This window comes from Pseudomonas sp. BF-R-19 (assembly GCF_019956445.1).
GTDB classification, from domain to species: Bacteria; Pseudomonadota; Gammaproteobacteria; order Pseudomonadales; family Pseudomonadaceae; genus Aquipseudomonas; species Aquipseudomonas fluorescens_BH.
The window spans coordinates 1-11,691 of the sequence record NZ_JAHBDN010000111.1; the positions used below are offsets into that span (position 1 = coordinate 1).

Here is an 11,691-nt window from a genome sequence, read left to right on the forward strand (position 1 = left end):
ACCCACGCTCCTCACCACTCATCAGGCCGAGCGTTAGCTCGCCTGCAGCTCTTGATCTTGATCCACCCGCCCCCTCGGCAGGCTGAGTGGAGGCGTTCATCCGGGGGTGGGCGCGCAGCGCCGTTCGACGCAGTCGAACTCATTGCATGTAGGTCGCGCGAAGCCGACCGGAGGGCAATGCCCCCGGATGAATGCCGGAGCGAAGGAACCCCGAGCCCAGGCGAGGGGCCGTACGTTCGGGGCGAGCGTTTTTTGCTTCCTTTTTTAGGCGCTTGTAAAAAAGGAAGTCGCCGTAAGGGCGAAACCGCCAGCCGCCGTTACCGCAGAAACGGATATGCACTCAGCCAACAAAGCGTTTTTTAGAGCGGCGCCACGCCCTCGACAATAATCACCTCAGCCAAAGCCACCCCCTCACGATACCCCCTCGCCTCCTGATACAACGCCGAGTGATAGCAAGCCACCGCCTGCTCATAGGAATCAAACTCAATCACCACACTGCGCTGCGGCGTAGACCGCCCTTCCATCGCCTCGCTACGCCCACCCCGCGCCAGAATCCGACCGCCATACAGGGCAAACGCCTTCGGCGCGCGCTGAGTGTATTGACTGTATTGATCGGGGTCAGTGACATCCACATGAGCAATCCAGTACGCCTTCATAGTGACCTCCCGGTTTATTTTGTATTATGGTATACCAAATTACCAATCCAACAAATACCGAGACTCCAGCATGGCCTTCAACAGCATCGAAGAAATCATCGAAGATTACCGCCTCGGCAAAATGGTCCTGCTGGTCGACGACGAAGACCGGGAAAACGAAGGCGACCTGTTGCTGGCCGCCGACTGCTGCACACCCGAGGCGATCAGCTTCATGGCCCGGGAAGCCCGGGGCCTGATCTGCCTGACCCTGACCGACGAACACTGCAAACGCCTGGGCCTGGAGCAGATGGTGCCGAGCAACGGCAGCGTGTTCAGCACCGCCTTCACCGTGTCCATCGAGGCCGCCGTCGGCGTGACCACTGGTATCTCCGCAGCAGATCGGGCATGCACCGTGGCCGCTGCCGTCGCCGCCCATGCCGGCCCCGCCGACATCGTGCAACCCGGTCATATTTTCCCGTTGCGCGCCCGCGAAGGCGGCGTGCTGACCCGTGCCGGCCATACCGAAGCCGGCTGCGACCTGGCACGCCTGGCCGGCCATACCCCGGCCTCGGTGATCGTCGAAGTGATGAACGACGACGGCACCATGGCCCGGCGCCCGGACCTGGAAGTGTTCGCGCGCAAGCACGGGATCAGGATCGGCACCATCGCCGATCTGATTCACTATCGCCTGAGCACCGAACACACCATCGTGCGCATCGGTGAACGTGACCTGCCGACCGTGCATGGCACCTTTCGTCTGATCACCTTTGAGGATCGCATCGAAGGCGGTGTCCACATGGCCATGGTCATGGGCGATCTGCGCCGCGAGCAACCGACACTGGTGCGCGTGCATGTGATCGATCCGTTGCGCGATCTGGTCGGTGCCGAGTACAGCGGGCCGACCAACTGGACGTTGTGGGCCGCCTTGCAGCGTGTCGCCGCCGAAGGCCACGGCGTGGTGGTGGTGCTGGCCAATCACGAATCCTCCCAGGCGTTGCTCGAGCGGGTGCCGCAACTGACCCAGCCGCCCCGGCAGTTCAGCCGTTCGCAGTCACGGATTTATTCGGAAGTGGGCACCGGTGCGCAGATCCTGCAGAACCTGGGTGTCGGCAAATTGCGCCACCTGGGGCCGCCGCTGAAATATGCGGGCTTGACCGGGTATGACCTGGAGGTGGTGGAGAGTATTCCGTTCACCGAGTACCCCTCGGTTTAGCGCAACTCCCTGTGGGAGCGGGCTTGCTCGCGAAGAGGGAGTGTCAGTCGGCCCAAAGTTGTCTGACACACCGCTTTCGCGAGCAAGCCCGCTCCCACAGGGGAATGCGTCGACACTGAAAAAACCACTTTCGGCTGATAGCCGGTACGGCAAAGTGCTTGCACAAAGTTTGGAATACCATAATATGATATTCCATAGACCGGACAGTCAGCACTGACTCGACGGACCTGTTGCTCCCGATAGGCGGGCACTCGAAAGCCCCGCTCATAAACACAACAATGAGGGCGTGAAAATGGTGTTGAACAAACGTGCGACCGCGGTTCTTTTTGCGGGACTGCTGAGCGTGACCAGCCAGGCACTGATGGCAGCTGAAAGCGTCAACTTCGTCAGTTGGGGCGGCAGCACCCAGGATGCGCAGAAGCAGGCCTGGGCCGACCCGTTCAGCAAGGCCAGCGGCATCACCGTGGTGCAGGATGGTCCGACCGACTACGGCAAGCTCAAGGCCATGGTCGAGAGCGGCAACGTGCAGTGGGACGTGGTCGACGTCGAAGCCGACTTCGCCCTGCGCGCCGCCGCCGAAGGCTTGCTCGAACCCCTCGATTTCAAAGTCATTGAACGCGACAAGATCGACCCGCGCTTCGTCAGCGACCACGGCGTCGGCTCGTTCTTCTTCTCCTTCGTCCTCGGCTACAACGAAGGCAAGCTCGGTGCCAACAAGCCCCAAGACTGGTCCGCGCTGTTCGACACCAAGACCTACCCCGGCAAACGCGCCCTCTACAAATGGCCAAGCCCTGGCGTGCTGGAACTGGCGCTGCTGGCCGACGGTGTAGCGGCGGACAAGCTCTACCCGCTGGACCTGGACCGCGCGTTCAAAAAGCTCGACACCATCAAGAAAGACATCGTCTGGTGGGGCGGCGGCGCGCAGTCGCAGCAGCTGCTGGCCTCCGGTGAAGCGAGCATGGGCCAGTTCTGGAACGGCCGGATTCATGCCCTGCAAGAAGACGGCGCCCCGGTCGGCGTAAGCTGGAAGCAGAACCTGGTCATGGCCGACATCCTGGTCATTCCCAAGGGTTCGAAAAACAAGGACGCGGCGATGAAGTTCCTGGCCAACGCCAGCAGTGCCAAGGGTCAGGCGGACTTCTCCAACCTGACCGCCTACGCCCCGGTCAACGTCGACAGCGTGCAGCGCCTGGATTCGGCGCTGGCCCCTAACCTGCCGACCGCTTACGCAAAGGATCAGATCACTCTTGATTTCGCGTACTGGGCCAAGAACGGTCCGGCCATCGCGACACGGTGGAACGAATGGCTGGTCAAATGAAAATGACGGCAACCGCGTCTCGTCCATCCACTGCCACCGGGAGCGCCACTGGCGCTGCCGGTTCGGCGTCCGCCAAGGCAGCTGTGATGACGCAATCCCCTTCCCTGGCGCAGCGCTGGCGTGGCGCGAGCAACCTGGTGCCCGCCCTGCTGTTTCTTGGCCTGTTCTTTCTCGCGCCATTGATTGGCCTGCTGCTGCGCGGCGTGCTGGAACCGGTGCCGGGCCTGGGCAACTACGAACAGCTGTTCGCCAACTCGGCCTATGCCCGGGTGTTGCTCAACACTTTCTCGGTGGCCGGCCTGGTGACCCTGTTCAGCCTGTTGCTGGGCTTCCCGCTGGCCTGGGCGATCACCCTGGTGCCCCGCGGCTGGGGCCGCTGGATCCTCAACATCGTGCTGCTGTCGATGTGGACCAGCCTGCTCGCCCGCACCTATTCCTGGCTGGTGCTGCTGCAAGCCTCCGGGGTGATCAACAAGGCGTTAATGGCCATGGGCATCATCGATCAGCCGCTGGAGATGGTGCATAACCTCACCGGCGTGGTGATCGGCATGAGCTACATCATGATCCCGTTCATCGTGCTGCCGTTGCAGGCGACCATGCAGGCCATCGACCCGATGATCCTGCAGGCCGGCTCCATCTGCGGCGCCAGCCCCTGGACCAACTTCTTCCGGGTGTTCCTGCCGCTGTGCCGGCCGGGGCTGTTCTCCGGCGGGCTGATGGTGTTCGTGATGTCCCTCGGTTACTACGTGACCCCGGCGCTGCTGGGCGGTGCGCAGAACATGATGCTGCCCGAGTTCATCATTCAGCAGGTGCAGTCGTTCCTCAACTGGGGCCTGGCCAGCGCCGGCGCCGCGTTGCTGATCGTGATCACGCTGGTGCTGTTCTACTTCTACCTGAAGCTCCAGCCGGAATCCCCGGTTGGCGCCAGCAACGCGAGGTAAGCCGTCATGCTCCTGACCCCCAATGCCATGAGCCGGCGCATGCGCTTCGGCCTGTACGCCACCACCGGGTTGATCGGTCTGTTCCTGCTGCTGCCGATCGTGTTCATCGTGCTGCTGTCGTTCGGATCGTCGCAGTGGCTGGTGTTTCCGCCGCCGGGCTGGACACTGAAATGGTACGGCCAGTTCTTCTCCAATGCCGACTGGATGAACGCGGCCATGGCCAGCCTCAAGGTCGCGGTGCTGACTACGTTCTTCGCCGTCGCTTTGGGCCTGCCGACCGCATTCGCCCTGGTGCGCGGGCGTTTCCCTGGCCGGGAAATGCTCTACGGCCTGTTCACCCTGCCGATGATCGTGCCGCTGGTGATCATCGCCGTGGCGGTGTACGCGCTGTTCCTGAAACTGGGCTACACCGGGACCATGTTTGCGTTCGTGGTCAGCCACGTCATCGTCGCGCTGCCGTTCACCATCATCTCGATCATCAACTCGCTGAAGCTGTTCGATCAGTCGATTGAAGACGCGGCGGTGATCTGCGGCGCCTCGCGCCTGCAAGCGGTGTTCAAGGTGACCTTCCCGGCGATCCGTCCGGGCATGGTGGCCGGTGCCCTCTTCGCCTTCCTCGTCTCGTGGGATGAAGTGGTGCTGAGCGTGATGATGGCCAGCCCGACCCTGCAAACCCTTCCCGTGAAAATGTGGACCACCCTGCGCCAGGACCTGACGCCCGTGATCGCCGTCGCCTCGACGCTGCTGATCGGCCTCTCGGTCTTGGTCATGGTGATCGCCGCCGCTCTGCGCCGGCGCAACGAAATCAGCGCTTGAGCGCCAGGAGTACGACATGAGTGCAGTGATCAAAGATGCCGCGCAGCAGAATGACAAGCCCCTGGTCAGCCTGCGTAACCTGAACAAGCACTACGGCGACTTTGCCGCCGTGGACAACATCTCGCTGGACATCAAGGACGGCGAATTCCTCACCTTCCTCGGCTCCAGCGGCTCGGGCAAAAGTACCACGCTGTCGATGCTGGCCGGCTTCGAAACCCCGAGCAGCGGCGAGATCCTGGTCAACGGCCAGTCGCTGGTGAACGTGCCGCCGCACAAGCGCGACATCGGCATGGTGTTCCAGCGCTACTCGCTGTTCCCGCACCTGTCGGTACGCGACAACATCGCCTTCCCGTTGGCCATCCGCAAACTGGCCGCCGCCGAGCGCGAGCGCCGGGTCGATGCGATGCTCAAACTGGTACAGCTTGAGCAATTTGCCCATCGCCGCCCTTCGCAACTCTCCGGTGGCCAGCAGCAACGGGTCGCCATTGCCCGGGCACTGGTCTATGAGCCACGCATCCTGCTGATGGACGAACCCCTCGGTGCCCTGGACAAGAAACTGCGCGAAGACTTGCAGGATGAACTGCGTCAGCTGCATCGACGCCTGGGCATCACCATCGTCTACGTGACCCACGATCAGGAAGAAGCCATGCGCCTGTCCCAGCGCATCGCGATTTTCAGCCACGGCAAGATCGTCGGCCTCGGCAGTGGTTATGACCTGTACCAGAATCCGCCGAATGCCTTTGTCGCCTCGTTCCTCGGCAACTCGAACTTCCTCAAGCTCAAGGCCCAGGGCAATGCGGTGGCGACCTTCGAGGGGCAGCCGCTGTCGATCCGACTGACCGCCGGCCTGCAAACCGATCAGGACGTGCTGCTGATGGTGCGCCCGGAAAAAGCCCTGGCGCTGAGCAATGAACAAGCCCTTGCCGAACCGCTGGCCGCCGGCTGGAACGAAGTCTCGGCCAAGGTCGTGGAAGTGTTGTTTCTCGGCGAAAGCCAGACCTGCAGCGTGGTCACCGCGGGCGGCACCTCGATGACGGTCAAGGCGCTGTCCGCCGCCGGCATGCCGCTCAAGGCCGGCGACCCGGTGCGGGTGCGCTGGGCCACCGCCGATGCCTGCGTCTACACCGAATGGGCCGAAAGCGACCTGAACAAGGCCGCCGGCGCTCACTGATCCATTGGCCTGCGCGCGCGGGCCACTATAATGAGTCACCCTCGGGCCACCACAACGTCGGGTTGTGGTGGCCTTTTTTCTGTCGCCTGTAAGATAAATTGGACAACGGATTCCTAAAATCCCGGTTTAATGCTAAATAGTGCTCAGTATTTTTAACACCCGACCCAGTCGTGCCACACAGTGCAACGAGAATAACGATATGAAAGTCCATTTCGAGAAAAGTGAAGTGTTTGGGACCCTCCACCTGCAAGCGGCGGTGGCAGCATGATCGAAGTTACCGAAGTTTCCATTGCCGAGCTGCGCGCCGCGCTCGAATCCGGCCAGACCACCTCGGTTGAACTGGTCCAGGCTTATCTCGCGCGGATCGACGCCTATGACGGCCCCGAAACCCCTACCGCCCTGAACGCGGTCGTGGTGCGCAACCCCGAGGCGCTCGCCGAAGCGCAGGCGTCCGACGCCCGTCGCGCCAAGGGCCAGACGCTGGGAGCGCTGGACGGTATCCCTTACACCGCCAAGGACAGCTATCTGGTCAAGGGCCTCACCGCCGCTTCCGGCAGCCCGGCCTTCAAGGACCTGGTCGCCTATCGCGATGCGTTCACCATCGAACGCCTGCGCGCCGCCGGGGCGATCTGCCTGGGCAAGACCAACATGCCGCCGATGGCCAACGGCGGGATGCAACGTGGCGTCTACGGCCGCGCCGAGAGCCCGTACAACGCTGACTACCTCACCGCCCCGTTCGCCTCCGGTTCGTCGAATGGCGCAGGTACAGCCACCGCCGCCAGTTTCGCGGCCTTCGGCCTGGCGGAAGAAACCTGGTCGAGCGGTCGTGGACCGGCCTCGAACAATGGCTTGTGTGCCTATACCCCTTCGCGCGGGGTGATCTCGGTGCGCGGCAACTGGCCGTTGACCCCGACCATGGACGTGGTCGTGCCGTTCGCCCGGACCATGGCCGACCTGCTCGAAGTGCTCGACGTGGTGGTGGCCGATGACCCGGACACCCGTGGCGACCTGTGGCGCCTGCAACCCTGGGTGCCGATCCCGAGCTCGTCCTTGGTTCGCCCCAAATCCTACCCGGCGCTGGCCGCCAACAGCGAGGCGCTCAAAGGCAAGAAGTTCGGCATTCCACGCATGTACATCAACGCCGACCCTGAAGCCGGCACCTGCGAAGCGCCGGGCATCGGTGGCCCGACCGGCCAGCGCATCAACACCCGTCCTTCGGTGATCGGACTCTGGGAACAAGCGCGCAAGGCCCTCGAAGCCGCGGGCGCCGAAGTGCTCGAAGTGGACTTCCCGCTGGTCTCCAATTGCGAGGGCGATCGCCCGGGCGCACCGACCGTGTTCAATCGCGGCATCGTCTCCAAAGAATTTTTACACCATGAACTGTGGGACCTGACGGCTTGGGCCTTCGATGACTTCCTGCAAGCCAACGGCGATCCGAAACTGAATCGTCTGGTCGATGTCGACGGCCCGCAGATCTTCCCTCACGACCCGGGCACCCTGCCCAACCGCGAGGGCGACCTGGTTGCCGGCATGGACGAATACGTGCGCATGGCCGAGCGTGGTATCACCCCGTGGGACCAGATCAGCACGATGCCGGACGGCCTGCGCGGGCTGGAAAAAACCCGCAAGATCGATCTGGAAGACTGGATGGATCGCCTAGGCCTCGACGCGGTGCTGTTCCCGACGGTTGCCGACGTGGGGCCGGCGAATGCCGATGTCGATCCACAATCGGCGGACATCGCCTGGAGCAACGGCGTGTGGGTCGCCAACGGCAACCTCGCCATCCGTCACCTGGGCGTGCCAACGGTCACCGTACCGATGGGCGTGATGCCGGACATCGGCATGCCGGTCGGCCTGACGTTTGCCGGGCGCGCCTATGACGACTCTTCGCTGCTGCACCTGGCATCGGCGTTCGAGTCGACCGGGAACAAACGCATGATCCCGCCGCGTACCCCGCCATTGGTCGCTGACAAGCGCTGACCGGTAAAACCTTGGCGGCTCACTCGAGCCGCCAAGGCTGGCAAATCAGGGGTCAACCTGGGCCATCAGTTCCGGAATCGATTCCGGCCGATTGGCATAACGCTGCGCCAGCACCGCACAGACCATCAGTTGAATCTGGTGGAACAGCATCAGCGGCAAGATCAGCAAGCCAATGGTGCTACCGGCAAACAGCACCTGCGCCATCGGCACGCCGGTCGCCAGGCTTTTCTTCGAACCGCAGAAGAGAATGGTGATGCGGTCTTCCTGGTTGAAACCGAATGCCTTGCCGAGCACGGTCGCGGCCACCAGCACCAGCGCCAGAACGATGCAGCAGACCACCACCAGCCCGACCAGATCCAGCAACGGAATCTGGTGCCAGAGGCCTTCGATCACCGCCTCGCTGAACGCGCCGTAGACCACCAGCAAAATCGAACCCTGATCGACGAACTTCAACCAGCTCTTGTTGCGTGCCACCCAGTCGCCGATCCAGCGCCGCGCGATCTGCCCGGCAATGAACGGCAGCAGCAACTGCACGCTGATCTTGAGGATGGCGTCGAGGGTCGAGGAGCCTTCGCCGTGCACGTTCAGCAGCAGGGTCACCAGCAACGGCGTGAGGAAAATCCCGAACAGGCTGGACGCCGCCGCGCTGCAAATCGCCGCCGGGATGTTGCCCCGCGCCAGCGAAGTAAAGGCAATCGCCGACTGCACCGTGGCGGGCAACGCGCACAGGTAGAGCATGCCCATGTACAGGTCATTGCCGATCAGCGGCGACAGCAGCGGCTTGAGCGCCAGGCCGAGCAGCGGAAACAGCACGAAGGTCAGGCTGAACACCAGCAGATGCAGGCGCCAGTGCCCGGCACCGGCGATGATCGATTCGCGGGACAGCTTGGCGCCATGCAGGAAAAACAGCAGTGCGATGGCGATGTTGGTCAGCCAGCCAAAACCAACCGCGACCTGACCGCTGGCAGGCAGCAGGCTGGCAAGCGTGACCACGCCGATCAGGGTCAGGGTGAAGTTGTCGGGTAACAGACGGGGGCGAGTCATGGGGTTGATCATCCGGGGGTTGCCAGTACGTGAAAGCGACTCTAACGTGACTGGGAATTACCGACTAACGCCGATGAGCCAGCTGATGCCGCCTAAAGGACATGACAAGAGTGTTCGACGCAGTATTCCCGGGCTGTCCAGCCTGCCACGACCGCTCTATGGCCGTACCGAATCGCTGCCCAATCGCGCCCTGACCCGGCGTCACAGCCATCCGTGGGTGCAGCTTTCCTACGCGATTCAGGGCGTGCTCGAAATACAGACCGGCGTCGGCCGCTTCGTCGCCCCGCCAGAGCGGGCGGTGTGGATTCCGGCGGGCATGCCGCACCGGGTGTTCAGCTCGCCGCGCACGGAAATGCGCAGCCTGTACATCGATTGCAGCGTCTCGACATGGGCGCCGCCGGGCTGTCATGTGTTGGGGGTCAGCGATCTGTTGCGCGAATTGATCCGTGCCTTCAGTCAGGTTCCGGTGGAATACGATCAGAACGGTCCGCACGGTCGGTTGGCCCAGGTGATTCTGGATCAATTGGCTGAAGCGCCGCAGATCGATTTGATGTTGCCCCTGCCCCAGGACAGCCGGTTGCGGCAAATCGCCCAAAGCCTGGAGTCGCACCCGGAGCAACAGACCACCCTCAGCCACTGGAGCGACCAATTCGGCGTCACCGAGAAAACCCTCAGTCGCCTGTTCCTGCGCGACACCGGCCTGACCTTTCGCGCCTGGCGCCAGCGCTTGCGCCTGCTCGGCGCCCTGACGCCACTGGAACAGGGCGAGCGCGTGACCGACGTCGCGTTGGCCTGTGGCTACGACTCGACGTCGGCGTTTATCGCTGCCTTCCGCCAGCAGTTCGGCGAAACACCGGGGGAGTTTTTTCGCTGAGCCGCACACAGAACTAACTGTGGGAGCGGGCTTGCTCGCGAAAGCGCTGGATCAGTCGACACCTGCATTGACTGACACTGCGCATTCGCGAGCAAGCTCGCTCCCACAGGGCCATGGGTGTACACAAAATCTGTGCCTCCACAGAGATCTCACACAATTTCCCGGGGTTACTGATCGGACTTGATGCTGGTCCAGACCCGGGTACGCACCCGCTCAAGTTTTTGCGGCAGTGGCTGCACGACGTACAGCGTCTTCAAGGCCTCGCTGGTCGGTGTCAGGTTCGGGTTGCCGGTGATGTCCTTGTTGATCAGCGCCAGCGAGTCCTTGTTGGCATTCGGGTAACCGAGGAAGTCGCTGATCGGCGCGATGACTTTCGGGTCCAGCAGGTGGTTGAGGAATTCGTGGGCCTCGGCGACGTTCTTCGCGCTTTTCGGGATGGCGAAGGTGTCGAACCAGATCGGCGCGCCTTCCTTCGGCAGGCGCCAGTCGACGACCACGCCGTTGCCCGCCTCTTTGGCGCGATTGCCGAATTGATAGAAGCTGCCGGAGTAACCGATGGCCACGCAGATATCGCCGTTGGCGATGTCGGTCATGTACTTGGCGGAGTTGAAGTAGGTGACGTAAGGGCGAACCTTGAGCATCAGCGCCTTGGCTTTTTCGTAGTCATCGGGGTTCTGGCTGTTCGGGTCCAGCCCCAGGTAATGCAGGGCCAGCGGCAGGATCTCCGACGGCGAGTCGAGCATGGCGACGCCACAGGCCTTGAGCTTCTCCATGTTCTCGGGCTTGAACACCAGGTCCCAGCTGTCCACAGGCGCATTCTCGCCCAGCGCGGCCTTGACCTTGGCCGGGTTGAAGCCGATCAGCACGGTGCCGTACATGTAGGGCACGCCGTACTGGTTGCCCGGGTCGTTCTTGTCCAACAGCTTGAGCAAGGCCTGGTCCTGGTGCGACCAGTTCGGCAGTTTGGACTTGTCGAGTTTCTGGAACACCCCCGCCTTGATCTGGGTTTCGATGAACTGGTTCGACGGCACCACCAGGTCGTAGCCCGAGTTGCCGGTCAGCAGCTTGGCTTCCAGGGACTCGTTGGTGTCGAAGGTGTCCCAGGTCACCTTGATCCCGGTGTCCTTGGCGAAATCCTTGGGCACGGACGGCAGGATGTAGTCCGCCCAGTTGTACACCCGCAATTCGCGCTGTTCGGCGTGCACCGCGCTGGCCAGCAGCGACAGTCCGCAAACGGTGGCGCCCAGCATGCGTTTCATTGAGTCCATGGATCGTTTCCCCAAGTGTGGCGTGAGTTCGATGGTTTTTATGTTCTGTACACGGCAGCGGCCTTGAAAATAGCCAAGGGCAAGGAAGTGAAGCGTCTGGTTGTGGTTTCAGCCTGGGTTGCCGACTCAGCCACCCGCGTCTGATTCTTGCTGACGGCGTGGCCGGTTCACAGCGTGAGGCAGGCCAAAAGGAGATCGAAATGGCCAAAATAGGTGTCCGCATTGATCAGCGGCGCGAGGCCTTTCACCGAGGGTTAGTCCAAACAGCCAGACTTCAAGGCACGCTATGACGCTCTGCGGGAGCGAGGCAAGAGCGCGAAAGTCGCGCTCTTTCCTGCATGCGGGTCTTACTGATTAGGCTGAATGCCATGTTGCGCGATGGCACCGAATGGCGGTGACGAGTGGCACAGTGAAGACAGTTGCTCCCACAG

Annotated in this window: 10 protein-coding genes and 1 pseudogene; 8 read left to right on the plus strand and 3 right to left on the minus strand. The window is 62.5% G+C overall.

Translation table 11 applies throughout. The features are described from left to right. Positions 1–359: 359 nt before the first annotated feature. Positions 360–656: a DUF1330 domain-containing protein gene (locus tag KGB28_RS29195; RefSeq protein ID WP_223448973.1), complete on the minus strand. Its 297-nt coding sequence runs from the start codon at positions 654–656 to the stop codon at positions 360–362. 70 nt (positions 657–726) lie between these two features. Here KGB28_RS29195 and ribBA point away from each other — a divergent pair, with 70 nt between their 5' ends. From ribBA to KGB28_RS29225, 6 genes are all read left to right on the plus strand, one after another. Then, positions 727–1,848 (plus strand): bifunctional 3,4-dihydroxy-2-butanone-4-phosphate synthase/GTP cyclohydrolase II, encoded by a 1,122-nt coding sequence (gene ribBA / locus KGB28_RS29200; RefSeq protein WP_223448974.1) that lies wholly within the window; start codon positions 727–729, stop codon positions 1,846–1,848. A gap of 292 nt (positions 1,849–2,140) precedes the next feature. After that, on the plus strand, positions 2,141–3,166 hold the full coding sequence (locus tag KGB28_RS29205; protein WP_223448975.1) for an ABC transporter substrate-binding protein: 1,026 nt from the start codon (positions 2,141–2,143) through the stop codon (positions 3,164–3,166). Then, a complete protein-coding gene (locus KGB28_RS29210; protein WP_223448976.1) occupies positions 3,163–4,107 on the plus strand; it encodes an ABC transporter permease in 945 nt (314 codons plus the stop codon). Before KGB28_RS29205 ends, KGB28_RS29210 begins: the two co-directional genes overlap by 4 nt. A 6-nt stretch (positions 4,108–4,113) precedes the next feature. After that, the gene (locus KGB28_RS29215; protein ID WP_007976227.1) at positions 4,114–4,923 is read left to right on the plus strand and encodes an ABC transporter permease; all 810 of its coding nucleotides are present in this window, start codon (positions 4,114–4,116) and stop codon (positions 4,921–4,923) included. A 16-nt stretch (positions 4,924–4,939) separates the two neighbouring features. Continuing rightward, positions 4,940–6,094 carry an ABC transporter ATP-binding protein gene (locus KGB28_RS29220; RefSeq protein WP_223448977.1) on the plus strand — a complete coding sequence of 385 codons (1,155 nt, stop codon included), beginning with the start codon at positions 4,940–4,942 and terminating at the stop codon, positions 6,092–6,094. A 264-nt stretch (positions 6,095–6,358) separates the two neighbouring features. Then, positions 6,359–8,074, plus strand: coding sequence for an amidase (locus KGB28_RS29225; RefSeq protein ID WP_223448978.1), 1,716 nt, complete (start codon positions 6,359–6,361; stop codon positions 8,072–8,074). A gap of 45 nt (positions 8,075–8,119) precedes the next feature. On the opposite strand, the gene KGB28_RS29230 is transcribed toward KGB28_RS29225, so the two are convergent. Further along, positions 8,120–9,118 carry a bile acid:sodium symporter family protein gene (locus KGB28_RS29230; protein WP_223448979.1) on the minus strand — a complete coding sequence of 333 codons (999 nt, stop codon included), beginning with the start codon at positions 9,116–9,118 and terminating at the stop codon, positions 8,120–8,122. A gap of 85 nt (positions 9,119–9,203) precedes the next feature. Here KGB28_RS29230 and KGB28_RS29235 point away from each other — a divergent pair, with 85 nt between their 5' ends. Further along, positions 9,204–9,992 (plus strand): AraC family transcriptional regulator, encoded by a 789-nt coding sequence (locus tag KGB28_RS29235; RefSeq protein WP_223448980.1) that lies wholly within the window; start codon positions 9,204–9,206, stop codon positions 9,990–9,992. A 167-nt stretch (positions 9,993–10,159) separates the two neighbouring features. Here the strand turns inward: KGB28_RS29235 and KGB28_RS29240 are convergent, their stop codons facing one another. After that, entirely contained in the window at positions 10,160–11,260 is a 1,101-nt protein-coding gene (locus tag KGB28_RS29240) for a polyamine ABC transporter substrate-binding protein (RefSeq protein WP_223448981.1), read from the minus strand. A gap of 267 nt (positions 11,261–11,527) precedes the next feature. Between KGB28_RS29240 and KGB28_RS29245 the strand changes: the two are divergent. Beyond that, a pseudogene (locus KGB28_RS29245) lies at positions 11,528–11,658 on the plus strand (IS110 family transposase); the annotation flags it as partial. Positions 11,659–11,691: the final 33 nt, after the last annotated feature.

Excerpts from the sequence above, each read along its gene's own strand:
- KGB28_RS29235 (WP_223448980.1), top strand. The coding sequence starts at position 9,204 with ATGCCGCCTAAAGGACATGACAAGAGTGTTCGACGCAGTATTCCCGGG.
- KGB28_RS29230 (WP_223448979.1), bottom strand. The coding sequence starts at position 9,118 with ATGACTCGCCCCCGTCTGTTACCCGACAACTTCACCCTGACCCTGATC.
- KGB28_RS29225 (WP_223448978.1), top strand. The coding sequence starts at position 6,359 with ATGATCGAAGTTACCGAAGTTTCCATTGCCGAGCTGCGCGCCGCGCTC.
- KGB28_RS29210 (WP_223448976.1), top strand. The coding sequence starts at position 3,163 with ATGAAAATGACGGCAACCGCGTCTCGTCCATCCACTGCCACCGGGAGC.
- KGB28_RS29220 (WP_223448977.1), top strand. The coding sequence starts at position 4,940 with ATGAGTGCAGTGATCAAAGATGCCGCGCAGCAGAATGACAAGCCCCTG.
- KGB28_RS29205 (WP_223448975.1), top strand. The coding sequence starts at position 2,141 with ATGGTGTTGAACAAACGTGCGACCGCGGTTCTTTTTGCGGGACTGCTG.
- ribBA (WP_223448974.1), top strand. The coding sequence starts at position 727 with ATGGCCTTCAACAGCATCGAAGAAATCATCGAAGATTACCGCCTCGGC.
- KGB28_RS29195 (WP_223448973.1), bottom strand. The coding sequence starts at position 656 with ATGAAGGCGTACTGGATTGCTCATGTGGATGTCACTGACCCCGATCAA.
- KGB28_RS29240 (WP_223448981.1), bottom strand. The coding sequence starts at position 11,260 with ATGGACTCAATGAAACGCATGCTGGGCGCCACCGTTTGCGGACTGTCG.
- KGB28_RS29215 (WP_007976227.1), top strand. The coding sequence starts at position 4,114 with ATGCTCCTGACCCCCAATGCCATGAGCCGGCGCATGCGCTTCGGCCTG.